Raw genomic sequence first — 26,454 nt, forward strand, 5'->3', positions numbered from 1 at the left:
ATTCTTTATATACTAGCTATTTAAAGTAATATTTATAGGTATTTAAAGATACGACATAGAATAACAACCAAACCGGATTTATTATATTTATAGATTATAGAGCGATTGGTTTTATCTATGTTTTTTATTTTTTCAATATCATTTACTTATCAATTCTACTGAACGATAAATTATATATCTTAATATCGTAGCTTACCGAGCATAAACGTTAAAAAAATGAAAAAGATAACTATACCCATTTTAGCCTTATTCCTAATTTCCTTTGGAATAATAACGACAGGAATAAGTGAAGAAGACCGGATAATGACAGAAACGGAGTTGACAAGAACCCAGGATTACTTAATAATGACCCTAGAAGGTCTTAATGAAGCCCAACTGAATTTTAAACCAAATGCAGAATCTTGGTCTATTGCAGAATGTGTGGAACATTTGGCCATTTCTGAGGAAATGTTTGCGTCGATGTTAGAGGAAGCCCTAAAAACACCGGCAGATCCCACAAAAAGGAGTTCGGTTCAAATGAGCGATGAGGATTTAATACAGATGATCACGAATAGGGAGGAAAAGGTGAAAACCAGCAAGGCTTTTGAGCCGACCGGAAAATACGGTTCACATACAGAAACGCTCGAATCATTTATAGAAAAACGAGGACAACATATTGAATATATAAAATCTACAGAGGACGATTTACGAAACCATTATGGTCAGCTCCCTTTCGCTACTATAGACGGACTTCAAATATTCCTTTTCATGAGCGGACATACAGAGCGTCATATATTTCAGATGGAAGAAATTATGACCCACGAAAATTTTCCGATGCCTTAAAGTCTAATTGGTCTTTATATTTTTTGGATCGCACTATCCCATCTTATAAAAGTAATTACAATGGCCATGCATGATCATCAAACATCTATGGAAAAAAGATTAGGCTAATTGATAGCCAATGGATAGGCTGTTCAACGAAAACATCTAATTATCAACGAAATGGATTTAATTCTACACACTATAGAAGTCTTTTCCTACGTTATACTGTTAATTTTGTATATTTAAAAAACTAAATAACAAGCTTTTGGAAACACATTCCTTTAATTTCCTGTTCAAAGAATCTATTTACCCCATGGCCATAGTGGATCATGAAATGCGTTTTTTGAACCATTCGAAATTATGGTTACAAGATTTAGGTATAAAGGATTCTAATATTATCGGAAAAACCTTTTATGATGTTTTCCCGAATACTCCCGAAGAAATAAAAATTATTCACCAGCACTGCCTAAGACATACCGTTAAGCAGAGTAAGATCCAAACAATAACCCAATCTGATGGTAGTCAAAAATGGGTAGATTGGCAAATCAAAGGTTGGAAAGAAGAATCGAAAAAACTCAGTGGTCTTTTAATCGTTGCTGAGGACATCACCTTGAAAAAGAGAAAGGAAGAACTATTGCTAAATATACAACGTGTTGCCAAAATAGGGGGTTGGGAGTTCGATTTCGTAGCAAACAAGGCTTATCTAAGTGATATCACCAAAGAAATACATGAACTACCCTTGGATTATGAAATGGATTTGGAAAAAGGTTTGGAATTTTACAAAGAGGGTGAACATCGTGACAAAATAACAAGGGTGGTCAATGAGGCCGTGACCCATCATATGCCTTGGGATATTGAAACAATCCTCATAACCGCCAAGGGTAATGAACGCTGGGTAAGAAGCATAGGGGAATGTGAAGTTGTTGACAATAAATGTATTCGTATATATGGCACTTTTCAAGATATAGACCAAAAGAAAAGAATTGAACTTCATAATCAAGAAATTTCCGAAAGGTTGACCATTGCAACCACCGATGCCGCTAACATCGGTATATGGGAATATAATATATTCAATAGAAAGGTCACTTGGGACGATAATCTATATCGTATCTACGGTGTTACAAGAGATAAATTCGAGGAAACCATCGATGCCTGGGAAGCCATTATACACCCAGATGACAAAATACACTGTCATAATGAAATAGAATTGGCAATTGTCAACAATAAAAAATGCACCATTGAATTTAGGATAATATGGCCCAACGGTGAATTAAGATATATACGATCGGAGTTCACGATAAGCCGTTACCAAAATGGCGTACCTTCACGACTAATCGGGGCTACTTGGGATATAACAGAAGCGAAAACCGCCGAACAGAACCTGAAGGAATTATTGGAAGTTACCAGTGAGCAGAACGATAGTCTCATGAATTTCGCCCATATCGTTTCCCACAATTTAAGGTCGCACTCAAGCAACCTATCCATGCTAACCGGGTTCCTCACCCAGGAAGAGGATGAGAATGAAAAATCTAGCCTTGTTAAAATGTTGAATGATGCATCGATCAGCCTAAATGAAACTGTAACACATCTGAGTGAAGTGGTTCATGTAAAGACCAATTCGGAAGAGAAAATGAAAAAAACCAATCTTCTTAAGGCAATAATCGCTGTTGAAAAAAATATTAGGGCCCTACTCAACGAAAAAGAAGCGGTTTGCAATATTAGTGTTGATGCATCCATAAATATTCAAGCAGTACCGGCCTATCTAGATAGTATCTTGTTGAATCTGTTCACAAACAGTATTAAATATAGTTCACCCAAAAGAAAACCTATCATAGATATCAAAGCTGAAGTAAAGGATGATGTGGTCCTATTTACATTTGCGGATAATGGATTAGGCATAAATTTGGAAAAACATGGTAAAAAGTTATTTGGAATGTACAAAACCTTCCATAAGAACAAGGACTCCAAAGGTATAGGCCTCTTCATTACCAAAAACCAAATTGAAGCCATGAACGGCAAGATAGAGGTTGAGAGTACAGAGGATGTTGGAACTTCATTTAAACTGACTTTTAAGAAAACAATAGAAAACGAACACCATAAAAAAAATGAAAAAGATAGAGAGCACTTGTATTATCGATGATGACCCGATATTCATTTACGGCACCAAAAGAATCATGAAAGAAATGGATTTCTGCGATGACATTCTTGTATTCAACAATGGACAAGATGCCATTGACGGATTAATGGATATTACCGCGCAAGGCAAAAAATTACCCTCGGTAATTTTCTTGGACTTGAATATGCCTATCATGGACGGATGGGAGTTTTTGGAAGATTTCGTAAAAATTCCAAATCATAATAGGGAAAAGGTTACCGTTTATATCATAAGCTCTTCTGTAGATCCCCGTGATGTTGAACGCGTTAAGGATTATGATGTGGTCAACAACTATATTCTTAAACCAATTACCCCTCAAGACCTTCAGAATGTCCTTGCCGAAGTAGCATAAGTAAGGAGATTTATCGACTTCCCGGCGAAAAATTTTCCGGGGCATTTTGTGGCTGGTTTATTGTGCCCGATGCCCCGGTATCATTGTAAATTACCCATTCACTGAAGGTAAAGGTCGCATTTGCTAGGGTAATTTCCGGTCTCCTGAATGCCCCACCATCTTCGAACTCATGGTCGGTACCCGAACCATCTTCCCCTATTACACCAAAAGAATCAATGACAGTCCCAAAGGGATCTACAAGTTGTAGATTATCATCCCCGTTAGAATCCGCTGGGCTGTTAGTGCCAACGGCCAAATCCGGTGCAAACCCATAAACGGCTTCAAATTCTGAAGCATTTGGCGAAATCAACAACGTACGTTCAGCCCCAATTTCATATCCTGTTAAATCGATAGTTGAACTAATTTCAGTATTATCATTAGTGTAGCGAATCAAGGTCCATCCCTTTAAGGACAATCCCGTTGAACCTGCATTGTATAACTCAACAAAACGTGCTCCGGAATTATTGTTGGGATCGGCCAATTCTGAAATGAATATTGAATTTGACGTAAATTCATCGATAACTTCGGCACATCTTTCATTTTGAAAATCTATATCATCCAAATCCCTTACAACTATCTTAAAACCGGAATTATCCCTTAATAACACACCTACGACAGAACCATTTCCGTCTGGTAACATACTTGACTGAAAATCTGAATACCCACTATTCAGTAATACAATGTCATTATCATCGCAATCTATTAACGTTCGCTCGGTTTCTTCCTCAACATCTGCAAATGGCAATCCCAGTTCCTCTTCTATGAACTCAACATCTTCGAACTGTACAAGCGTGTTGACCATTTGATCATCCAACCGATCAATTTGCGCCTCTACCGGAATCAACGATACTTCTTCATCACAAGATACAAACAGGTGTTGAGGCACAATATTGGCTGGCAACCTACCGACGGAGAGATTACCGAAAGAAGTGAAAACCCCTCCCAGCTTATAAACACCTTGTTGTTTACCTAAATAAAGTCCCTTTAATTTTAGATAGATTTTACTCCCTATCGGATAGAATAGATGGGAATCCCTAATATCAAAATCCAACTGGAATCCTTCTGAAGGATTTTCAGGACTATCTTGAAAATGCAACGAACTAAAAAAATTGCCCTTCTCATCAGATGAGACCACGTACCCCTCAATAATGAGATCATCCTGAATCTTTATCGTCCCATCTTCATATAAACCCTTCACTTCTGCAAAAGTCGAATTTGGTTCAAGCCCCAAAGCACATGATTCCTCTGGCTTATCAAAATTTCGGTCTTTAACACACCCAATCTGCATTATTAGAACCAAAAGAGCAATGCATGCTTCAAATTTCACTAATTTATTTGCCATACCAATTCATTTTGTTGGTAAAATATGGACATAAAGTGCCCGTTCAATTTTTATGTAGTTAGACCTTTTGGGAACTCGAACTACAAGAAAATCCTTAAGATCACAACCCGTCATTCGCATGTACTTACCACTTTTAAAAACTATATGCCACATTCAAAAAATACGTTCGTCCGTAACCATACCAATATTTTGGGGCAAAAGACGGATTGCCACTTAGGTTGTCCTGTTTTAATTGCCCGTAATTACCATTCCTGCTCTGTTCATAACCTCCGGTTCTGAACACCGCATCAAATACATTGTTGATACTGGCAAAAACACTGATATACTTTCCTTTTTTCAACCAAGATTTACCACCAACCAAATTCAATAAATAAAATTCGTCCAATGGCTTCTGTTTTAATAACCTAGCCACATTTTCCTCGGTAGCATCAGGAAATCGCTCTCCGGTTTCCGGATCTATATAAAAACTTGGTATTCTTGTTATGGTTGATATATTCGCATAATTATTCGCTAAGTAATTTGTGGTGGCCGATACCCACCAATATTTCGGGTCGCGATATTCAATACCTAGTGCAAAAGCTTTTTGAGGACCTTGCGACAGCTTATAATCCTTTACCTTGGCAATTCCTAAATCAATGGTGCCTTCTAGATTTATCAAATCTTCTTCGGCCCCTTCCGTATCAAAATTAATAGTGACATTGGGGTCACTGGCATACAAATATTTACCAATCGCCCCTGCAACTGAAAGTTTTACCGATGACGACAACTCATACTCCAACCCCAATTCGGTACCCATATGTAATTTATCAAGATCTGTTATGACTTCCTGAACAAAATCTGAACCCACACCAGCATCCACATAGAAATAATTGACATCGGTGGTATTCTGAAATCGTGTATAAAAACCAGTGATTCTGCCTATTAATTTCGGTAGTCTTAAAAAATAATTGACATCTACACTACTTACCGTTTCACTTTGAAGATCGGGTACGACCCCATTGTTTTCCCTAGGGTTCACAAAAGTGTTTTGAATTACCGCTGGCCTTTGAATCAAAGCCCCATTGGCCCTTAACCAATGTCTTCCTGTAATCTGATATGATAACCCTCCTTTAAACCCAAAATTCGAGAAGTTAATTGTTTCGCTTTTTCCCAGGGAATTCTCTAAATAGCGTTCATTTCTGAACAATCCGTTTCTTTGATACTTTGTTCCGGTTTGGTTGAAGGCAATAAACCCATTCCATTTTTTATAGGCATATCCTAACTGTACAAAAGCACTCCATTGAGCGGCCGTTAACCCATAATGATAATTAAAAATATCCCCGTCATATCGATTCGTTTCACCATCCAGATTATTCGCCGTATTTGAGAAAGGATCAATATCTTCATGGTATTCTGCCCCAAAAAGGTCGATTATCTTGGCGTAATTATCCGATTCCAATTGTTTAAAAGTAAAACCGAAATCCATTTTCAAATGATTTGGGAAGTTGATATTACCAATACTGTTGATCGTTAATTGATTGTCTTCGACCACATCATCATATAAAACATAAGCTGCTTTTTCTTTTGAATTAGCGGCATATACCGATTCCCATTTCATTTGCGGATCATCCAAGAAACCTTGCTTTGCCATATCGGCACTTATGAAATTAGCACCTATAGGACTGTTGATATAAAAACTAGGGAGGTACCTGTAATAGACAGGCTCGGGATTTGGGGCGTTGTAATACCCCAATCTACTTTTGGCGTGATTACCGAATTGATAAGAAATACCTGTATTCAAATTAAAATTATCAGACTCAAAAAAGTGATTCAATATTACTACAGGTTCAGCTATTTTACGTTCCCTTGAATTTCGAATTTTTCCATTTTGATATCCCCAATACGGATTATAGCTACCACCGACCAGATCGTGCACTTCCTCGGTTATCGCTGAAGAACGTCCTCGCCTGTTAGAAGCTAAAATTGCCGTCGCCATTAAACTATTTTTAGCATCCAGCTGGTATTCCATCGCCCCATATACAGAAAAGGCATCATACAATGTGCCATCAATGAAGCCTTCAGTTGCCCATCTTCGGGAGCTCGATATGGTATATGATAATCCGTTGTTTTGTTTTGGGGAGGTATAAGTGGCCATTACCCGCCCTGTATACGTCCTATTCGATGCTGAGGCTGAAAATCGAAATCCTGGGCGTAAACCAGAGGGTCTGGTATCTATATTGGTGTTTCCAAGAATACCGCCGAAGGTATAGTCAGAAGCATTAAGTCCGTTAGAGAATTGTTGATTCCGTGTTACATCGTTCAAACCACCCCAATTATTCCATTGCGGACGACCATCAAACAACTTATTCATGGGCAGGCCATTGATCATGACCGTTCCATTTCGGGAATCATACCCCCGCACCCTAAAAAAAGCCTGACCAAAATCAAAGGCCGCCCTTCTTAAAAAAATATCCTTGGTAGCTTGTAACAACCCTACTGTTACCATCGAATTTTCTTCCTCTGAAAATTCAGTATCCGTTAAAGTAACCAGGTTATCGGTTTTGTCGAATTCAATATCCTTGTCCAATAAAACATTCCCTAAATCAATATGATTTCCTTCATAAAAAATGGGAATTCTTTTGGAAACGTACCCCGAAGCCGTAATACTTAGGATAAAATCATCGGGATTATCCATAGAAATTGAAAAAAAACCTTTGTCATCTGTTTTTATGGAATTTAAACCGCCTTCCAAGGTAATCACACCTCCTGAAATAGGTTCATTGGAATACCCTGAAAGCACGTAACCGGATGCATAACCAGACACTTGGCCATACATCACTTGGCACAGGCTAAATGCAAAAAATAAAACTAGGGCAAAACGCAATCTTAATATACTTTGGTTGGTGTTCTGGTTAAATATATTAATAATACTCTTAATTTTGTAAGTATTTATTTATGTTTTGATGTATTTTCGTTGAATTCAATATTTTTTTATGAATATTCGATTACTGTTTTTTGTGTTGATTTTTCCAATTTTTATTTTTTCCCAAAAAGGAAATACTTACAAAATAAGAACTATCGCATTCTACAATCTTGAAAACCTATTCGATATTGAAAATGATTCATTGACCCATGACGATGATCGCACTCCCGAAGGTAAAGACAGGTGGACCGAAGAGCGGTACCTACATAAGATTGCCAATATGGCCAAGGTAATTTCTGAAATCGGTAAAGGGAAAGGATCCTCTTCTCCTGATATTCTTGGCGTTTGTGAGGTGGAAAACAGAAAAGTAATCGAAGACTTGGTTCACCACAAAACACTTGAAAAAATGAATTACAGAATAGTTCATTTTGATTCCCCGGATGAGCGCGGCATTGATGTTGCCCTAATTTATAAGGAGTCAGTTTTTCTACCAACAAGCTTTCAAAGTAGACGACTCTTACTTCATAAGGAAGACGGTTATCGAGATTATACACGAGATCAATTGGTTGTTGGCGGTTTATTGGATAATGAACAGATATATTGCATCGTAAACCATTGGCCTTCCCGAAGTGGTGGCGAAGCAAGGAGCAGACCAAATCGTTTGGCCGCGGCCACGTTGAACAAAAAAATCATTGATTCTATCATAAAAATAGACCGTTCGGCAAAGATCATAAGTATGGGCGATTTAAACGATGACCCCACAGATGACAGCCTTAAGAAAATTTTAAAAACAAAGGGCAAGAAAAAGAAACTGGAAACAAACGATTTATTTAACCCTATGGAGAAATTGTACAAAAAAGGGATTGGATCATTGGCCTACCGTGACAAATGGAACCTATTCGATCAAATATATTTCACCTCGAATTTATTGAACAATGATAGTGGCTACCATTTCTGGAAAGCGAATGTTTTTACCCCACCCTATCTTTTCAGCAAAAAAGGCAGATATAAAGGGTATCCTTACCGGACCTATGCAGGCGGAAACTATACCGGGGGTTATAGTGACCATTTTCCCGTATACCTGTATTTGATAAAAAGTGCTGAATAGACTTTATTGCGGCAATGCAATCTTTATGTTCCTCCAATTAACCTTTATACCACCCCCATCATGGATCTGCAATGCAATAGAGCCCTCTCCGGCCCCGATTTTTTTATCCCTAATGGTTACCATCTCAACACCATTTAACCAAGAAGTCAATTTATCACCATATACCCGGATTTTCATCTCATTCCATTCGCCCATCTTCAAGGCCTTGTCCTTTTCAGGGTCCGGTTTGATCAGCCAACCACGACCATAAGATTCATAAACCCCACCTGTGCTATGCCCTGGAGGAGCAACTTCAACCTGCCAACCACTGACTTTGGTGCCATCTACGGTAGAACGAATGAATACCCCACTATTGCCATCAGCTTCTTGTTTAAATTCGAGTGTTAGGGTAAAATCCTTATAGTGCTTGTCAGTTGCCAAATATCCGTATTGTTCATCCGGACCACTTTCACATACCAACAAACCATCTTCAACATACCATTTTTCGGTACCATAGACCGTCCATCCAGAAAGATCCTCCCCATTGAATAATGATATTTCTTGGGCAAAACCAAGTGTTGAAAAGACTAATGCTGTTAAAATCAATATGTTTTTCATTGTTGATACTTTTTAAAGTTGACAGGATGTATGTACTAAAAAACTATTTTTAAAACCACTGGCTCCAAGGAATCCTACTCAAAATAAGTACTAATCCCAAACCGTAAAATATGGCAATACTTTTAAATTTTTTATTGCCTTCCATAAATTTCTTATGCCTGGACCAACCTATGGTAATCAAAACCAAAGCGATAATGTTGATAAAGGGATGTTCAACGGCCAATAACCTGGCAGCGGAATTCATACCCCCCATACCTAAAGACTGAATGGCGTTTAAACCACTCGGTGATACGAAAAAGAGAATAAGTCCCACCAATAATTGTAAATGGCAAAGGATAAGTGCGAAAAGGCTAATTCGAAAATCTTTTTGGGGCAAAAACATTTTATTGCTTACTAAACCGATAATAGCATTGGCAACAGCCAAAAATAAAACGGCTAATGCCACATAAGCCAAATACGAGTGTAATTGCAATACCCATTGATACGCAAGTCCTGGTTCTTCCATAATATTTAAGTTGATTAATATGATGGTCTAAAAATACTACTTTTTACGCATAAAAAATAAGAACTATGCCGTATACCACGAACCTCCAAAAACAGTAATTTTGCTTTTACTTTTCCCTTATGCATAAATATTATGGACAAGCTAAAAAAAACGGCGGATCTGCTGTTAGACATATCCTCCCTTTTAATGGTATCCGGAGCTAACACCAACAGAATAAACCTAAGTCTTACCCGGTTCGCTACCACCTTAAATTGTCAAGCCTATAGTATGGTTACCCATAAAACCTTGGTTTTAACCGTCACCGATAATGAAACTGAAGCAACTTTCACGAGAGTTAAGAAAATACCTAAATACCAAATCAATTTTTCTACCATTTCCTCGATCAGTAGAGCGAGTTGGAGTGCTTTAAGCGAGGATTGGACCATAGCCCAAATAGAAAAGGAATTACAAACAATAAAATCACAGGGCAGATATCCAAGAGCTATAGTACTTATAGCCGTTAGTCTTGCCGGTGCGGGGTTTTGCAATATTTTTAAGGGGGATTATCTAAATATGTTAGTGGCTTTCATCAGTACATTATTGGGCCTATATATACTACAGACCGCCCATAACCACAAAATCAACGGTAATATCGCAACTTTCCTGGCCTCTTTTTCGGCCTCTTTCATTGCTTCATTGGGTGTATCATACAGCTTAGGGAGCCACCCCCAAGCAGCTTTGGCAACCTCTGTATTGTTTTTAGTTCCAGGTGTCCCTTTAATAAACTCTTTTACAGATCTTTTAGACAACAATATCCTAAATGGCATGGTTAGATTCACAAACGGAGCGATGACCTTTCTTTCCATTGCCCTAGGTCTTTTCATTACTATGTTAATATTTCAATTGAATTGATGGAAGAAGCTATAATAAAAGTATCGGAGTTATCGATATGGTCAGGTATTGCGGCCGTTGGATTTGGAATACTATTCAATATTCCCCGTAAAACTATTTTGGTCGTATTTTTTCTTGGTTTAGCTGCAGGCTTGGTAAAATTCTTTCTAATAGATCTTAACATCAATATCGTATTGTCTACATTAGTTGCGGCGAGTTTTGTCGGAATCTTAAGTAGCCCCTTGGCACACAAGGTTCACCATCCTCCGGTCGTTTTTTCGATTCCTGCCGTTATTCCTATGATTCCGGGGTATTATGCCTATGAAACCGTTTTGTCTATAATGTCCTTTACTTTTATGGAAAAAGACCCTCAAAAAAGGATGGAATTAATGGCATCCATTTTCTTTAATGGTTTTACCACGATATTCATTCTAATTGCCATAACCATAGGAGTATCCTTGCCCTTGCTGCTATCTAGAAAGGAAACGGTTAAAAAAAACGATGGTAAATAACCACTTGAACATTAAAATGCCGGATTAACACCGGTTATTACGCCTTAAAATCAACTTCTTTTTAAGTATAAAAAAACCCTAACGTTACCGTCAGGGTTTTTTATCTGTGCTAAATATTAATTTTTAGAATTTGTATCTTATTCCAAAATTCCAAGTTCTTCCAAAGCCCCAGAAAACATTGTTAGAAACGTTTACACCATTCCAGGTGTCATCACCTGCCTCTACCTCATCATTTGAAGTAGATTCTGAAATATAAACTTCGTTAAATACATTGTTAACATTTAATCTAAGACTAACAGAATTATCTTTGTCTTTACCAACTAACATCTTATAACTAAGTCCTGCATCAAACAAATCGTATGCAGGTAATTCTAATTGAAAATCCCCCCCATCTGGCTGTCCATCAGTATTCTCATCCTGAAAATCAACAACATCGAATTGACCAAATAATTTTGCCGCATGATACCAACTAGCATCAAAATACAGTCTCTCTACCGGCTCTACAGAAACTCCTAATCTTGCGGTAGTCTGAGCAGCATCGTCAACTTTTACACCATCAAGAATTAATTCGGCCTGACCTAGTTGATTTTGACCATCATCAAAAACAGTTGCTGTTGGATTACCAGCATATTGCCAATCACCTATAGACAACATACCATTAACTGTAATGAAAGAAGTTGGCTTGGCAGTGAAATCAACTTCGACACCCATATGCACTTGTTCTATACCATCATAGTTTGCTGTACCTTGAAACAATAGGTTTCCATCTGGATCTGTAACATTTACTCCTTCAGAAAGGAACCTATCTGACCAAGAAGTTCTATATAAATTCACATTAGCATTAAAGAACTGACTTCTGAAACCATACCCGACCTCGAGACCTAAAACTTTTTCGTTCTGATAATTATCATTAATATCATTAACATAATTCAAAAATATTGCATCGAAAATCGGTTGCTTGGAGTAATAACCAGCATTTGCAAAAACATTGTGCTTTTCATCGATATTGTAATTTAAACCACCTTTGATATTACCACCGATAATGTTGATCCATTCTGTTTCTTGTTCTGGGTCAGAATCTAAATAATTAAAAGGATCAATACGTTTGAATCCTTGGTTAGAGAAACCTCCTTGAAGAAAAGCAGAAATCTTGTCATTGGTATACTCTAATTGACCAAAGCCACCAATCCAGTTTACTTTTCCTATATTATAATAGTCAATTTTAACTTCGTCATCTACATTTTTGAAAACATTCCAGATATTTCCGATAGTAGGCGCGTAGGTTTCAGTGGTGAAATTATAAGTGTTATTGATGTCATCATTATCTACATAAGCATCCGCGCCTAATAGATCTACCAGTCTTCTGTAATGATATCCCTTATAAGTTCTGGCGTCCACACCCAAATCATACGACCAATTGTCATTAATTTTATGGTTAAAATTGATAATGGCACCATACCAGTTATGTGAGTTCATTGAAGAACGTTGTGAAATACCATTTTCTGAACCAAACACATGGGCCCCATCGTCTTCGAAACCATAAGACGAATTATTACCATTTATGTACAATCCTTGATATGCAGCATCTCCGCCACCAGTATAACCTTCTCTTGGATCACCGAAATCAGAAATATTCGCTCCTTTATTATAAGCAATAATGTCATCGAACCTAACATGACCGTTCTCATCTTTGAACTGACCATAAAAAGACCTTCCACCGTTTATATTACCAATAGAGCCAATAGAACCTCCACGCCCTAATGAAGCATATAAAACTGATGATAATGTAGATTTTTCAGATATTTTATAATCCCAATTAATCATTGCCTTAGGCTTATGGTAGAAGTTTCCAGAGAATGTTTCCTCTTTTCCATTTCTATAACCATAATCAGAGTTATATTGAATATTTGGATCTACCCCATTACTACCATACCTAATATAATTACTGATAGATTCAGCATAGCCTCTTTGAAAATGCTGCTGTGGTGCTCCGGTCACCATGAATTGAAAATCATGTTTATCGTTTGGTCTGTAACCAAGTGCCACAAAATAGTTGTAACCTTCGAAAGGCGTACCTTGAACATAACCATCTCCTGCTGTTCTACCAAGCAAAACACTAGCAGATAGCCCATTTTCCATTAAACCAGTGTTGTAAGAAGCAGTGGTTTTTAAGTAATTGTGGTTACCAACTGTAGAAGAAACAACTCCTCCTTCCACCAAATCCGCAGCCTTTGTCACAATATTAATGGTACCACCAACTGAACTAATGGCAAGTTTAGAAGAACCAAGCCCTCTTTGAACTTGCATTGCCGATGTTACATCGGAAAGACCTGCCCAGTTACTCCAGTATACCCAACCATTTTCCATATCGTTTACAGGCACGCCATTAATCATTATAGCCGTATTTCTTTGGTTGAAACCTCGAATATTAATTCTAGAATCACCAAAACCACCCCCTTGTTTCGTTACGTATACAGATGGTGTTGACTTCAACAACTCAGGAAATTCTTGAGAACCAAGTTTTTCAACTATTTCAGAAGCTCTAATAGTAGAAACCGCAACTGGTGTTTGCCTATCCTTGGCAATATCCATAACACCGGTTACCACAACCTCTCCCAATTGCTCAGCATCTGGCTCTAAAGAAATTGAACCAACACTGCCAGCACTGGTAAAAGCAACACTTTTACTCACATAACCCATGTAAGATACTACCAATGTTCCTGAGCTTTTAGCTACACTTACAGAAAAATTACCATCAAAATCGGTGGTAGCTCCCTTTGTTGTTCCTTTAACAACAATACTCGCACCCGGAAGCGGGTCATTAGTCTCACCGTCTACGATAGTACCAGTGATTGTTTCTTGGGAAAACGCCAAAGCAGTCATTAAAAATGCTGCTAAGACCATGTACATTCTTTTCATTTTTTGAGTGTTTAATTTGGTTTAATACAAAGTGCAAATGTGATCTTTTTTAATGGACCGTATATTAAGCCTATGTTAAATTTAGCGTGTTAAAATTAACATAAAAAAACACTAATGCCAGCTGACAGACAAGAAGTTATCAACCTTTATTAAGAAATGAAAAATAACAAGGTTATTTCTTAAATTTTTGCAAAAGACTCAATGTAGAGGAGTCATGATCGGATATTCCCAAATCATTGATATCCTTTAAAATATTCGTTGCCAATTGTTTTCCCAATTCAACACCCCATTGATCATAGCTGAAAATATTCCAAACTACACCCTGAACAAATATTTTATGCTCATAAGCCGATATCAAGGCCCCTAAACTATGTGGTGTTAACTTATCAATTAAAAAAGTATTGGTGGGCTTATTACCTGCGAAAACCTTAAAAGGCAATAATGCCGATATTTCTTCTTCGGAGAGGTTTTTTCCTTTCAATTCCGAAAGAACCTCCTCGGTAGTTTTACCGTTCATTAAAGCTTCAGTCTGTGCAAAGAAATTGGCCATTAATTTATTATGGTGATCAGCATCGCCATGAAGGGATTTTTTATACCCTATAAAGTCCGCCGGAATCAATTTGGTTCCTTGGTGGATCAATTGAAAAAATGCATGTTGGGCATTGGTCCCAGGTTCACCCCAGATAATAGTACCAGTTTGGTAATCGACGGGATCCCCATTACGATCCACGCTTTTTCCATTACTTTCCATAATCCCTTGCTGCAAATAGGCAGAGAATCTGCTTAAATATTGGGTATAAGGAATTATCGCTTCAGTTTCCGCTTTATGGAAATTATTGTACCAAATACTAAGCAATGCCATAATAACCGGGATGTTACTATCGAATTCCGTATTTTCGAAATGATCATCCATGGCATTTGCCCCCATTAAAAGAGCGTCAAAATTTTCGTAGCCTACAGCAAGTGCAATCGTAATACCCACAGCACTCCATAAAGAAAATCGACCGCCTACCCAATCCCACATTGGAAAAACATTATCTGCAGATATTCCGAATTCCGAAATTTTCTCAGTGTTCGTAGAAACAGCGGCAAAATGTTTGGCTACATCTTCTTGGGTCGCATGTTTTAAAAACCAATTTTTTATGGTGGTGGCATTACTAAGGGTTTCCTGTGTAGTAAAGGTCTTTGACACGACAACGAACAATGTCGTTTCTGGATCCAGTTCCTTTAAAACCTCGTGAACGTGGTCCCCATCCACATTACTTACAAAATGGGTCTTTAAATGGTTTTTATAATATTTTAGGGCTTCTACGACCATAGCGGGTCCAAGATCCGATCCACCAATACCAATATTTACGACATCGGTGAATGCTTTTCCAGTATACCCTTTCTTTTTCCCGGAGATAATTTCCTCTGTAAAGGTTTTTATGTGTTCTTTCACCTCATATACCTCGGGAACAACATCTACACCATCTACCTTTACCGAATCAGATTTTTTGGCACGTAAAGCGGTATGTAACACCGCCCTGTTTTCGGTTTGGTTTATAGCCTCGCCTCCAAAATATTTTGAAATCGCATCTTTTAAACCTACCTCATCGGCCAATTCCAACAACAGGGATAATGTTTCCTTCGTAATCCTATTCTTAGAAAAATCGAATAAAAAATCATTCCATTGAATAGTAAAGTCTTTACCTCGACCACTATCGTTCGCAAATAATTCCTTTAAATCAGTATCTTTAGTATTCTTATAATGTTGAGCCAGTTTCTCCCAAGCTGCAGTTTTCGTAGGGTTTGTGTTGTTTAGTGCCATGTTACTCGTTAAGTGTTATCAATTCTTCCTCTTTGGGCTTTTCTATATATTCAATACAATCCAATTGCTCCCTTAAAGGCGCAATGAACTCAAAATAATCGGATCTTAATTCTTCAGCAAGTGGTTCTGCCAAAGGTAATTCTTCTTTCAATGGGTCTACCTGACTACCATTTTTCCAGAAACGATAGCATACATGGGGACCGCCGGTATTACCTGTCATTCCTACCCAACCAATTACATCCCCTTGTCTCACATACTCCCCTTTTTTAACCTTTTGATTTCGCATATGCAGATACTGGGTAGAATAGGTGCCGTTATGCCTGATCTTTACATATTTACCATTTCCACCACGTCGTGTAGATTCGGTTACCGTACCGTCTGCGGTTGCTACGATAGGGGTTCCGATAGGTGCGGCGTAGTCCGTTCCCTTATGGGGCCGTACCTTATAGCCATAATAGCGGATCTTTCTTTTTAGATTATATCTCGAAGAAATTCTGTAATTGAATTTGATGGGCGCCTTAAGGAATGTTCGTCTTAAGTTATTCGCCTCTTCATCATAATAATCGGAAATATTCTTTAACGAATCACTTTGGTACGGAAAAGCATAGATCGGTCTACCATTATGCTCAAAATAAGCCGCTTCTATAGGACCGGCACCGACATAAATGGAATCATTAATATACTTCTCTTTATAGATGACCTTGAAACGGTCGCCTTTTTGAAGTTTGAAAAAGTCAATCGTCCATGCATAAATCTCGGATAATTTGAACGACATGCTGTAATCTATGTTTTGGTCGATTATGGCTTGGTCCAAATAGGAATCGATTACTCCCGACGCCTCGCGCTCCACAAAGGTGACCTGTTTCCTATCTTTATAAGCAACGACACTGTCCCTTAAATCAACGACGGTATAATTGATCGGGTCATTTTCATAAATGAAAACTTGGGCCTGCTCTATCGTATCTTTTGACTTTAAGATCACATATGGTTTACCAACCCGAATTCTTCGAACATCGAAAGTATCTTTGAACTCTTCTGAAATCTTGGCGATTTTAGGGTAATCCACTTTGTTACTCAACATAAGTTCGCCAAAACTATCTCCGTTCCTAACCGTATCGTGCTGTACGGTAAAGTCATCAAAGTTAAAACCGTATTGCTTTACAATAGTCGGCTCTTCGATTAATGCCAATTCATTATCCTTGTTTTCATTTAATCGATTTGCATTGTTATCCTTGCAGGAAGCAACCAGAATGAATATTATAAAAATGCCCCAAAATTTCTGCATCAGCCTTTTTTGATTTTGTCTGGATTGAACATATGATCTACCCATTGTTTGCCCCAGTCGTTCAACTCTTCTTTTGAATAAATTTCTGGAAAAAATATTATTTTTTGAAAACTTGGTGGCAAATATTTTTTCCAATTGGTGCCACCGGTCGCAGCTACTTGCCCCCCTTCTTTTCCCAAATATCTATGGGCAGAACCCATATGCATGAGTGGCCAGTTTATGTTCGCGTTGATATCCAAGGTTTTTAGCGCCTGGATAAGCGTTGAATTGCCCTTTTTATCTTCTGGAAGCTCTAAATACTTATCATATATAGTGCTGTTCTTTACTTGTTTTGCTATACGTATCAATCGGGGGGTATACCTATATTCAAATTGTTTAAGGGTCAAGGTCTTTTCACCCGTTACTATATCAGTGGCCCCTTTTTTCCAATAGATATGCTCATAAAGGTCTTCGATGGAATTATTGGATGAAAACTGATCACGTTCATCCAAGTGTACCAAATTCTCCATTCCCGTGGCGTATACCTCGATCATTCGATACTGGGCAGATTGAAACCCACTTGCGGGCAAAAGTGCCATTCTATATTTAAGGAACTGCTCGCGCTCCATACCCTTGATCATAATACTGAACGAAGAAATCAAGGCTTCGAAATAACTATTGATCCGCCTCGCTTTTTCTATATAAAAATCAACATCCTGTGCCTTATGATCCACGAATTGTTTTTGTTCGTGGAGAATAAGTTTAAAGTACAACTCGGTGATCTGATGGTACATGATGAATATTTCCTCATCGGGAAAATATGTTCGAGGTACTTGAAGACTTAATAGGGTGTCTAAATGAATATAATCCCAGTAAGTGAGATAACGTTGATAAAGAAGTCCGTCTAAATAAGAGCTGAGATCTTGACCAGAATCCTTGTATTTCTCTTCTAGCTTCGATATTTGGGATTCAATCTGCTCTTTATTATCCATTATAAAGTCATTCCATTAATATTTTGAACTGGTGCTTTAAGCCCTTATACCCGTCTAAATCGGCCTTAATTGAACCTACGGCCAAATCGGCCTTAATTCTAATGGGTATCCTGTTCTGGTCCTTCGACACCCACAGGGTGAGGCTCTCTTGCTCTTTGAACACCCTTCCCGATTGCACCAATGGTCTAAATTTATAACATTCGACCTTCCCATATTTGGTCTTTATTACCTCATCGCCCAAATACTTTAATTTAAAATCGAAAATACCATCATCATCATATAATAGTTTCAATTTTATGGCTTCACCTTTTACCAGATCTTTTGGCTCATAATTGTTCCTTAGATAATAAAAGGCTGAAATAAGATCCTGAATGCTATCTTGAAGTGCAAAATTAATCTTTTTCTTGTTTTTTTTATCATTAAGGACCGCTTTATCCTTATTATGGTCAAAATTGATTTCGACATCTTTCTTATATCCCCCTTCATCAATTTTTCTTATAAACCGATAGGGTTGGCCATTTTCTTTGTCAAAATAACTTTCATATCTATCATCGACCTTAAAAAAGATACTTGCAAAACCTGTAGTCTTTCCTTTTCCTATAACATGGTAGACCGGTTTGCCGTTTATATTGGAAGAACTGACCTGCAAAGTAGCATAGCTAGCATTCAACCAACCATAATGCATGCGGAACTTTAACCATTCCCCTGGTTCAAAAACCGAATCACCATTCTGTGCATTAATGCCAAATGAAATGGTCAAAAACAAAATTGTAAAAAATACCCTCATACCTAAATCTAAAGTAAAGCTACTAAAACAGAATCAATCTATCTTAATGTTTACATTTACTTAAACAATATTTGTTCCAAAGTATTGTATAAAAAAAAGCCCAGTCTTACAACTGGGCTTTTCCTAAATAACCAACCAAACTTTAAATTATGAAAAACCAATACTTAAAGTTGTAAGGGAACCACCCCTTACGAGTACAAATTTAATACATACCCTTGGTCCTAAAAACCCTTTTAACGTACTTTAACTAAAGCCTTAACAGTTATTAAGGGTTGCAGCTTCATATTTGGCAAATCGTTAAGAAAAAATCAGAGCGTACCCCTTAATTCCTGTTCCCTTTCTATAGCTTCAAAAAGTGCCTTGAAATTTCCTTTCCCGAAAGATTTGGCACCTTTCCTTTGAATTATCTCAATGAACATGGTTGGCCGATCTAATATGGGTTTGGTGAATATTTGAAGCAAATAACCTTCATCATCCCTATCTATAAGTATACTCAGTTCTTTTAACGGTGCCAGATCCTCATCTATTTCCCCGACACGGTCCAAAACGTCTTCGTAATAGGTGGGGGGAACGGTTAAAAACTCAACTCCCCGATTCTTTAATGCCGATACCGTTTCGATAATATTATCGGTGGCCATGGCCATATGTTGCACCCCTGCCCCATTATAAAACTCGATATACTCCTCTATTTGGGACTTTCTTCTACCTTCGGCCGGTTCGTTGATCGGAAACTTGATCCTGCCGTTACCATTACTCATTACCTTACTCATTAAAGCAGTGTACTCCGTTGAAATATCCTTGTCATCAAAGGAGACCAATTGGGCAAAACCCATAACTTTTTCGTAAAATCGGCACCATTTATCCATTTCGTTCCACCCTACATTACCGACCATATGGTCTATATATTTTAAGCCCACCCCAGGGGCTTTGTAATAGGGGTCCCAACTTTTATATCCGGGTAGAAAGACACCGTTGTAATTTGTTCTTTCAACAAAAATATGAACGGTTTCCCCATAGGTATGAATACCTGACAGTACAACCTCCCCGTGTTCGTCAGTTAATTCCTGAGGTTCCATATAACTTTCAGCACCCCTTGCCAAAGTTTCCTTAAAGCTTTTGGTTGCATTATCTACCCAAAGGGCTATGGCCTTTACACCGTCGCCATGGGCATCTATATGTTTGTTGATGGGGCCACCTGATTTTAGAGGTGATGTAAGAACCAATCGAATTTTATCTTGTTGCAATACATAGGAAACCCGATCCTTTAGACCGGTTTCCAAACCTGCATAGGCCAAGGGCTGAAACCCCCAAGCGGAAATATAGTAATGTGCCGCCTGTTTAGCGTTACCCACATAAAGCTCTACATGGTCTGTTCCCAAAAGGGGTAAAAAATCTTCAGCTTCTGGATTTTCTTTCGGCAATCGCAAAGAAGTATTATCTAAGGTAGACATGATATTTAAGTTTTTAGAATGATATAAAAAAGCATATTCGGCCTTACAGCCATTTTTTAAACCGAAGCTATGCCTTACCACATTGCCCTAAGATGGGCCGTTATATCAATTCTTTTTTTTATCACGTGAATTTGCTCTAAGACAAATATCGTAAAAATCCTGTAATGCGTTCTTATCCAACTTAAAACCAATATCCTACACTAAAGAAAAGCCTGCTACTACCTTCCGGCGACCAAGAGTACATTACCTGTATGGGGCCCATCAAAGATTCTAGCCCGTAACTTATACCATAACCCGAATAATTGGGAGCAGTGAACCACTCTCCCGTCCTAAAAAGGTCATCATCGACATTGGCATAATTAGCAGTCAACATCAAATGGTTTTTCGGGGCAAATTCAAAATCAACACGTGCATATGATTTTACGTAACTATTGCCAAGAAACGAGAGAAAATCATAACCTACGAAAGGGACCAGATTATTAATGAGGTTATTCCCATAGCCGCCCAAAATAAAATCAAAAGAGGTTACCCCTGAAGTCCCCAGCTTAAAACCTCCTTCCGTTTCAAGGTTTAAATATAAATTATTGGCCAAAGAAAATGCTCCTCCCATTCTAGCTTTTGCCACGGAAAATTCCTTGAAATTATTGTTGAAATCAGAGGATAATAAATAAAAGTGAAAATCCCCGTCAAAAAACAATCCCCGAGTAGGAAAATAGGTGTCGTCATAGGTATCTAATTTCAACTTGCCATAAGCACTGAAATAATTGCTTTTATCAAAATACGTGCGATCGTCCGTTGAATTGGCAAGCATTTCATTATCCTCATCTGTAGAAGCCCCAAAAGTATCGGTGCTGTATTTCAAAAACTTATGCTCAACACCTAAACTAAAGCTGAATTCTTCTTGAAGGACCGTCTGTACATAGATTTGATTGGTTAGATCCAGAACATCCATATTCAAATTATTGATGTTCAGGCCGGGTGAAACAGGAAAATTACTTTCTATTAAATCAAAATTTATCTCTTCCCCAAAATTATCGAACCTGGAATTTATCCCAAAACTCCAATATGAGCCCTTATCTATATAATATTGCATATTATATCGTAGTTGATCCCCCAAAATAAAATCAAAGGACGCAACATCATCACCGAAAAACAGATTCTTATGGGTAAGATTAATGATTGCCGCACTATGATAAAGATCATCGTAATGGGCGCCGATCTTTAAGAAAGTCCTGTTAGGGCTTTCGTTCAGTTTAAGAATAAGTTCTTCCCCAATATCGTATGATAAAAGCTCATATCGAATGGTCTTAAAGTTACCGGTCGCCGCTAAATTGCTTATACCTTGTTGCAATTTTTTAAAGGTGGTCTTCTCTCCCAATTTAAACCTAAGTTTTCCTTTTACGTACCCACGTGTATATCTTTCATTATCCCCTTGGAGCGATAATCTGGAAATCACTAAAGTATCAACGGGTTTTATATGAGCCTTAGGAAAATGAACCGATTGCTGCGAAGCAATTTTCTCTAATTGTTCCAATTTATCCTCTGCGGCATTTTTTCCTTTTTCGATAATCTCATCATCCAAATCAAAATCCATTACAGAATAGTTTGACATGTCGGGTTTAATGTAAACATCTGTAGATGCCGCTTTATTGACCATGTCCCCGACAGTCCTATAATTGTTGATCTGAAATAAAATCTCGGTAGCGGACAAAAGCTCACTCCTATCCCTTAAGGCGTGTTGCACGTCTACCCCAATAATAATATCGGCACCCATTTTCTTAACCTCCTCTAAAGGGTAATTATTTACAACACCACCATCTATAAGCACTTTGCCATCAATAGTTGCAGGCTCAAATAAGGAAGGAAGGGTGCCCGATGCCATTATAGCCTCTGGCAAATAGCCCCTGTCCAATATAACAGGTTTACCTGTTTCAACATTGGTGGCTATACATACGAACGGAATGGGTAATTTACTAAAGTCATTTATATCCTTGACATGATAAAGATATTTCACCATTTCGTTATAGATATTCTGACCTCCGGAAAAACCTTGGGGTATAGTTAGTTTGAAATTATCAAATGGTAGGTTTATGGCATACCTCTCGGAATCTTCCTTTTCATAAAATGTTTTGACATTCCTGGGTAATTCATCGCTGATGAGACTTTCAAAATCGATATTCCTGAATATAGAATCCAGTTGGGTCGCCGAATAACCAGAAGCATACAATGCCCCCACAATGGCCCCCATGCTGGTACCACCAATATAGTCGATCTTTACCCCGGCTTCCTCTATGACCCTAAGCGCTCCTATATGGGCCAATCCTTTTGCCCCCCCGCCACTAAGTACCAGACCTACCTTCAATTCCTTTTTAGGTTCAGGATCTTGAGCCTTTACATGAAGCACTAAAAGCAACAATATCATAAAAGGTAAGGTCTTCATCTTAAATCGAATTTTATTCATACCCATACTCCAAACTTTACATGCCCTTTTATTCAATGAAATGCTTCAAAAATCTTTTTTGCTTTGGCCATACCTACCACTGCCGTTAAATTATCGAGCGAGGCCGACTTGATCCTTTTCACTGACTTGAATTTTTTCAATAAATCGCTTGCCGTTTTCTCCCCGATACCTTCAATATTCTCCAGCTCCGAATTAATGGCCGCCTTACTTCTTTTATTCCTATGAAAGGTAATACCGAACCTATGGGCTTCATTCCTTAGTTGCTGTACTATTTTCAGGCTTTCCGACTTCTTGTCCAGATAAAGGGGGATAGGGTCTTCGGGAAAGTAAATTTCTTCCAACCGTTTGGCGATACCAATTATGGCAATCTTCCCTCTTAACCCAAGAACATCCAAACTCCTGAGGGCAGATGACAACTGGCCCTTACCCCCATCTATGACGATTAATTGAGGCAAAGGTTGCTCCTCATTCAACAATCTTTTATATCGCCTGAAAACCACTTCCTCCATAGATGCAAAATCATCGGGGCCATCTACCGTTTTTATGTTGTAATGCCTATAGTCTTTTTTAGATGGTTTCCCGTTCTTGAATACCACACAGGCCGCCACAGGATTGCTTCCTTGAATATTGCTATTATCAAAACACTCTATGTGCCTTGGCTCTTCGGATAACCGCAAATCTATTTTCATTTGGGCCATGATCCTATTCGTATGTCTTTCCGGATCCATGATCTTGATCTGATTAAACCTTTCCTGCCTATAGTATTTGGCATTTCGAATGGAAAGATCAAGAATCTTTCGTTTATCCCCCAATTTGGGAATGGTCACCTTTAAATGAGGCTCGACCACGACCTTAAAAGGCACATATAACTCTTTTGATTCCGAATTGAATCTTTGCCTTAGTTCAAAGATCGCCAATTGTAACAAATCCTCATCCTTTTCATCTAACTTCTTTTTAATTTCCATGGTATGGGACCTAATGATCGAACCGTGCGACAATTGTAAAAAGTTGATATAGGCAAAGGCATCATCCGTAATTATGGAAAAAACATCTACATTGTTGATTTTCGGATTTACAATGGTAGTCTTTGATTGATAATTCTCAAGCACGTTGATCTTATCCTTAAATTGTTGTGCCTCTTCAAAACGCATTTCATCTGCAAGCGATTTCATTTTGTTTTTGAAGGATTGCAATGAAGATTTAAAATTACCTTTTAGGATATCACGAATCTCACTAACCTGTCGATCATAATCCCCGATGGATTGAAACCCTTCACACGGCCCCAAACAGTTTCCCAAATGATATTCTAAACACACCTTGTATTTTCCTGCATTTATTTTTTCTTGGGACAGATCATAATTACAGGTTCTTATGGGATAAATGTTCTTGATCAATTCCAGCAAAGTCTTTACCGTATACATACTGGTATAAGGACCAAAATATTCTGACCCATCCTTGATTAATTTACGGGTCGGGAAGATTCTTGGGAAACGTTCATTCTTTATACAGATCCAAGGATACGATTTATCATCTTTAAGCAAAACATTATAACGGGGCCTATACTTTTTGATAAGATTATTCTCTAGTAATAATGCATCAGACTCGGTCGAGACAACAATATGCTTAATATGCTTTATTTTCTTGACCAATATCCTCGTTTTCCCATATTCGTGGTTTTTTGTAAAGTAAGACGAAACTCTTTTCTTTAAGTTCTTCGCCTTACCCACATATAGGATCTTATTCTCATCATCATAGAATTGATATACCCCAGGACTTTTCGGCAATGTGCTGATTTGTATTTTTAAGGGTAATTCGGTCATTATTTCTTGTGGGAAATTTACTTTTTTAACTAATATGTTAAGTTACTATGTTTTTGAACAAAAGAAAGATGTTCCCTTCTTTTTTTACCTTTTCAAAATAAGAACGTCTGTATATGGACTATACTTTTTTTTGGCAGCATGAACCTTATAACAAAAATAAACCCTTTAAGGGCCGGTAGATAAATTTTCAATGCATTTAACAATGACCCGAAGCGTTTATAAGTTGAATACAAATTTTGCCTTTAGCCATTAATAATTCAATGAGTATATAAAGATAATCATTAATTAAACCCCTTCTTTCTTTTAACGAATTGTTAAAATTTCCTTCAAATAGTGTATTTCATCGATAAAAATGCGCACTTAATAGTGATTGTAATGATTTTTTATTTACATTTAGATAATCAAAATCACATTTCACATGGACAATTATATAATAACCCTCGGGACCTACTTGATTTTAATGCTATTTTTTAAAATTTATATCGCAGTAGCTGTAAAAGAGTAAAAATCACTTAGTATCTTTAATCGTAACTATTCAACCACCCCACATGTTGAAATCAGATTTACGATTACAATATTCCCAACTTAGGAATCAAATTTCTCTGGAAAAAATTTCACAAGAGAGTCTATTGATTGCGAATAAGTCTTTGGAACTTCCTATTTGGAATTTCTCGTATTACCACATTTTCTTACCTATATTAGGTAAGAAAGAAATTGACACCGTTTTTTTATTATCAATACTTCAAGGGAGGGACAAAAACGTTATCCTGCCAAAAATGGAGCGCGGTTCTTTAATTCACTATTTACTTACGGACAATACCAAGCTCAAAACCAATAAATGGAATGTTCCTGAGCCTGTGGACGGCATTCAGATCCCACCGAATAAGATTGAGGTTGTGTTCATACCCCTAATGGCCTATGATACAAAAGGAAATAGGGTAGGTTACGGCAAGGGGTTTTATGATCGTTTCCTGCAACAATGTAACCCTGATGTGATAAAAATCGGTCTTTCCTTATTTGAACCTGAAGATAAAATTGAGGATGTTTTTGAAAATGATATTCCTTTGGATTATTGTATTACGCCAAATAAAATTTATTCATTTTCCTGAAGCGCGGATTCATCAGTAGGGATTTCTTCAGATTTATGTCCAAATGCCTTTTTATTGAACACCAATAAAATACCGACCCCTGTACTAATCGCCATATCGGCTATATTGAAAACAGGATCAAAAAAGCTGAAGTTCTTTCCTCCGAAAAAAGGGACCCAACTTGGCCATGTGGTATCTATCATAGGAAAATAAAGCATATCCACTACTTTACCGAAAAACCAACTTCCGTATGGTTCATCTGAAAACATTGTGGCCACCTGACCATTACTTTCATTGAAAAGGACGCCATAGAATACCGAATCGATAATATTGCCCAATGCTCCGGCGAAAATCAATGAAACGGCTAAGATCAGCGTTGTAGAAAAATGTTTTTTTATACTATCATAAAGCCAATAGCCGATGCCCGCAACCGCAAAAAGTCGAAATACCGTCAAAATCAATTTTGCCGTGTTCTCGGTTATAGGAAGAAAATCATTCAACTTTGCCCCCCAAGCAGCACCGGAATTTTCAATGAAGTGAATTTTAAACCATTCGAAAACCTCATAGGATTCCCCAAGAACAAAATGTGTCTTAATATAAATCTTACTTATTTGATCTATAAGCAATACTAAGAAAATAAGCAGTACTGATTTTTTTATACTCATTCGATACTAATCTT

20 protein-coding genes are annotated in these 26,454 nt (G+C 37.7%); 7 read left to right on the forward strand and 13 right to left on the reverse strand.

What is annotated here, in order from left to right:
* Positions 1-216: 216 nt before the first annotated feature.
* From GJ691_RS02155 to GJ691_RS02165, 3 genes are all read left to right on the forward strand, one after another.
* Positions 217-822 (forward strand): DinB family protein, encoded by a 606-nt coding sequence (locus GJ691_RS02155; protein ID WP_154363281.1) that lies wholly within the window; start codon positions 217-219, stop codon positions 820-822.
* Positions 823-1,066: 244 nt separating this feature from the next.
* Positions 1,067-2,941: a PAS domain-containing sensor histidine kinase gene (locus GJ691_RS02160; RefSeq protein ID WP_154363283.1), complete on the forward strand. Its 1,875-nt coding sequence runs from the start codon at positions 1,067-1,069 to the stop codon at positions 2,939-2,941.
* Positions 2,907-3,308: a response regulator gene (locus GJ691_RS02165; RefSeq protein ID WP_154363285.1), complete on the forward strand. Its 402-nt coding sequence runs from the start codon at positions 2,907-2,909 to the stop codon at positions 3,306-3,308. Before GJ691_RS02160 ends, GJ691_RS02165 begins: the two co-directional genes overlap by 35 nt.
* Positions 3,309-3,318: 10 nt before the next feature.
* Here the strand turns inward: GJ691_RS02165 and GJ691_RS02170 are convergent, their stop codons facing one another.
* Together GJ691_RS02170 and GJ691_RS02175 are read right to left on the reverse strand one after the other, a co-directional pair.
* The gene (locus tag GJ691_RS02170) at positions 3,319-4,689 is read right to left on the reverse strand and encodes a DUF5689 domain-containing protein (RefSeq protein WP_246200082.1); all 1,371 of its coding nucleotides are present in this window, start codon (positions 4,687-4,689) and stop codon (positions 3,319-3,321) included.
* A gap of 133 nt (positions 4,690-4,822) precedes the next feature.
* Positions 4,823-7,504 carry a peptidase associated domain and porin domain-containing protein gene (locus GJ691_RS02175; RefSeq protein WP_154363287.1) on the reverse strand — a complete coding sequence of 894 codons (2,682 nt, stop codon included), beginning with the start codon at positions 7,502-7,504 and terminating at the stop codon, positions 4,823-4,825.
* Between the two features lie 157 nt (positions 7,505-7,661).
* On the opposite strand from GJ691_RS02175, the gene GJ691_RS02180 reads away from it, so the two are divergent.
* Positions 7,662-8,699: an endonuclease/exonuclease/phosphatase family protein gene (locus tag GJ691_RS02180; protein ID WP_154363289.1), complete on the forward strand. Its 1,038-nt coding sequence runs from the start codon at positions 7,662-7,664 to the stop codon at positions 8,697-8,699.
* A gap of 3 nt (positions 8,700-8,702) precedes the next feature.
* On the opposite strand, the gene GJ691_RS02185 is transcribed toward GJ691_RS02180, so the two are convergent.
* Positions 8,703-9,296 carry a 3-keto-disaccharide hydrolase gene (locus tag GJ691_RS02185; protein ID WP_154363291.1) on the reverse strand — a complete coding sequence of 198 codons (594 nt, stop codon included), beginning with the start codon at positions 9,294-9,296 and terminating at the stop codon, positions 8,703-8,705.
* Between the two features lie 49 nt (positions 9,297-9,345).
* On the reverse strand, positions 9,346-9,801 hold the full coding sequence (locus GJ691_RS02190) for a hypothetical protein (RefSeq protein ID WP_154363292.1): 456 nt from the start codon (positions 9,799-9,801) through the stop codon (positions 9,346-9,348).
* Between the two features lie 132 nt (positions 9,802-9,933).
* Here GJ691_RS02190 and GJ691_RS02195 point away from each other — a divergent pair, with 132 nt between their 5' ends.
* Positions 9,934-10,692 carry a threonine/serine exporter family protein gene (locus GJ691_RS02195; RefSeq protein WP_154363294.1) on the forward strand — a complete coding sequence of 253 codons (759 nt, stop codon included), beginning with the start codon at positions 9,934-9,936 and terminating at the stop codon, positions 10,690-10,692.
* Positions 10,692-11,183: a threonine/serine exporter family protein gene (locus tag GJ691_RS02200; RefSeq protein WP_154363296.1), complete on the forward strand. Its 492-nt coding sequence runs from the start codon at positions 10,692-10,694 to the stop codon at positions 11,181-11,183. Before GJ691_RS02195 ends, GJ691_RS02200 begins: the two co-directional genes overlap by 1 nt.
* A gap of 123 nt (positions 11,184-11,306) precedes the next feature.
* Here the strand turns inward: GJ691_RS02200 and GJ691_RS02205 are convergent, their stop codons facing one another.
* From GJ691_RS02205 to uvrC, 8 genes are all read right to left on the reverse strand, one after another.
* A complete protein-coding gene (locus GJ691_RS02205; protein WP_154363298.1) occupies positions 11,307-14,102 on the reverse strand; it encodes a TonB-dependent receptor in 2,796 nt (931 codons plus the stop codon).
* 172 nt (positions 14,103-14,274) lie between these two features.
* Positions 14,275-15,912: a glucose-6-phosphate isomerase gene (gene pgi / locus GJ691_RS02210; RefSeq protein ID WP_154363300.1), complete on the reverse strand. Its 1,638-nt coding sequence runs from the start codon at positions 15,910-15,912 to the stop codon at positions 14,275-14,277.
* Between the two features lies 1 nt (position 15,913).
* Positions 15,914-17,197, reverse strand: coding sequence for a peptidoglycan DD-metalloendopeptidase family protein (locus GJ691_RS02215; protein ID WP_154363302.1), 1,284 nt, complete (start codon positions 17,195-17,197; stop codon positions 15,914-15,916).
* Positions 17,197-18,168 (reverse strand): tryptophan 2,3-dioxygenase family protein, encoded by a 972-nt coding sequence (locus GJ691_RS02220; RefSeq protein ID WP_154363304.1) that lies wholly within the window; start codon positions 18,166-18,168, stop codon positions 17,197-17,199. Before GJ691_RS02220 ends, GJ691_RS02215 begins: the two co-directional genes overlap by 1 nt.
* A 7-nt stretch (positions 18,169-18,175) precedes the next feature.
* A complete protein-coding gene (locus GJ691_RS02225) occupies positions 18,176-18,922 on the reverse strand; it encodes a DUF3108 domain-containing protein (RefSeq protein ID WP_317663056.1) in 747 nt (248 codons plus the stop codon).
* A gap of 341 nt (positions 18,923-19,263) precedes the next feature.
* Complete coding sequence (gene hppD / locus GJ691_RS02230) at positions 19,264-20,406, reverse strand: 4-hydroxyphenylpyruvate dioxygenase (RefSeq protein ID WP_154363308.1); 1,143 nt, start codon at positions 20,404-20,406, stop codon at positions 19,264-19,266.
* A gap of 181 nt (positions 20,407-20,587) precedes the next feature.
* Positions 20,588-22,846: a patatin-like phospholipase family protein gene (locus tag GJ691_RS02235; protein WP_154363310.1), complete on the reverse strand. Its 2,259-nt coding sequence runs from the start codon at positions 22,844-22,846 to the stop codon at positions 20,588-20,590.
* 53 nt (positions 22,847-22,899) lie between these two features.
* A complete protein-coding gene (gene uvrC / locus GJ691_RS02240; protein ID WP_154363312.1) occupies positions 22,900-24,687 on the reverse strand; it encodes an excinuclease ABC subunit UvrC in 1,788 nt (595 codons plus the stop codon).
* Positions 24,688-25,235: 548 nt separating this feature from the next.
* On the opposite strand from uvrC, the gene GJ691_RS02245 reads away from it, so the two are divergent.
* On the forward strand, positions 25,236-25,796 hold the full coding sequence (locus GJ691_RS02245; RefSeq protein ID WP_154363314.1) for a 5-formyltetrahydrofolate cyclo-ligase: 561 nt from the start codon (positions 25,236-25,238) through the stop codon (positions 25,794-25,796).
* Here the strand turns inward: GJ691_RS02245 and GJ691_RS02250 are convergent.
* Complete coding sequence (locus GJ691_RS02250) at positions 25,781-26,440, reverse strand: lipoprotein signal peptidase (protein WP_154363316.1); 660 nt, start codon at positions 26,438-26,440, stop codon at positions 25,781-25,783. The two genes, GJ691_RS02245 and GJ691_RS02250, sit on opposite strands and share 16 nt — an antisense overlap.
* Between the last annotated feature and the right edge of the window lie 14 nt (positions 26,441-26,454).

The sequence above is a fragment of the Maribacter luteus genome (assembly GCF_009674825.1).
GTDB lineage: Bacteria > Bacteroidota > Bacteroidia > Flavobacteriales > Flavobacteriaceae > Maribacter_A > Maribacter_A luteus.

Excerpts from the sequence above, each read along its gene's own strand:
- GJ691_RS02215 (WP_154363302.1), bottom strand. The coding sequence starts at position 17,197 with ATGCAGAAATTTTGGGGCATTTTTATAATATTCATTCTGGTTGCTTCC.
- GJ691_RS02175 (WP_154363287.1), bottom strand. The coding sequence starts at position 7,504 with ATGTATGGCCAAGTGTCTGGTTATGCATCCGGTTACGTGCTTTCAGGG.
- GJ691_RS02165 (WP_154363285.1), top strand. The coding sequence starts at position 2,907 with ATGAAAAAGATAGAGAGCACTTGTATTATCGATGATGACCCGATATTC.
- GJ691_RS02250 (WP_154363316.1), bottom strand. The coding sequence starts at position 26,440 with ATGAGTATAAAAAAATCAGTACTGCTTATTTTCTTAGTATTGCTTATA.
- GJ691_RS02235 (WP_154363310.1), bottom strand. The coding sequence starts at position 22,846 with ATGAAGACCTTACCTTTTATGATATTGTTGCTTTTAGTGCTTCATGTA.
- GJ691_RS02170 (WP_246200082.1), bottom strand. The coding sequence starts at position 4,689 with ATGGCAAATAAATTAGTGAAATTTGAAGCATGCATTGCTCTTTTGGTT.
- GJ691_RS02195 (WP_154363294.1), top strand. The coding sequence starts at position 9,934 with ATGGACAAGCTAAAAAAAACGGCGGATCTGCTGTTAGACATATCCTCC.
- pgi (WP_154363300.1), bottom strand. The coding sequence starts at position 15,912 with ATGGCACTAAACAACACAAACCCTACGAAAACTGCAGCTTGGGAGAAA.
- GJ691_RS02220 (WP_154363304.1), bottom strand. The coding sequence starts at position 18,168 with ATGGATAATAAAGAGCAGATTGAATCCCAAATATCGAAGCTAGAAGAG.
- GJ691_RS02185 (WP_154363291.1), bottom strand. The coding sequence starts at position 9,296 with ATGAAAAACATATTGATTTTAACAGCATTAGTCTTTTCAACACTTGGT.
- GJ691_RS02205 (WP_154363298.1), bottom strand. The coding sequence starts at position 14,102 with ATGAAAAGAATGTACATGGTCTTAGCAGCATTTTTAATGACTGCTTTG.
- GJ691_RS02200 (WP_154363296.1), top strand. The coding sequence starts at position 10,692 with ATGGAAGAAGCTATAATAAAAGTATCGGAGTTATCGATATGGTCAGGT.
- GJ691_RS02180 (WP_154363289.1), top strand. The coding sequence starts at position 7,662 with ATGAATATTCGATTACTGTTTTTTGTGTTGATTTTTCCAATTTTTATT.
- uvrC (WP_154363312.1), bottom strand. The coding sequence starts at position 24,687 with ATGACCGAATTACCCTTAAAAATACAAATCAGCACATTGCCGAAAAGT.
- GJ691_RS02245 (WP_154363314.1), top strand. The coding sequence starts at position 25,236 with ATGTTGAAATCAGATTTACGATTACAATATTCCCAACTTAGGAATCAA.
- GJ691_RS02190 (WP_154363292.1), bottom strand. The coding sequence starts at position 9,801 with ATGGAAGAACCAGGACTTGCGTATCAATGGGTATTGCAATTACACTCG.
- GJ691_RS02155 (WP_154363281.1), top strand. The coding sequence starts at position 217 with ATGAAAAAGATAACTATACCCATTTTAGCCTTATTCCTAATTTCCTTT.
- hppD (WP_154363308.1), bottom strand. The coding sequence starts at position 20,406 with ATGTCTACCTTAGATAATACTTCTTTGCGATTGCCGAAAGAAAATCCA.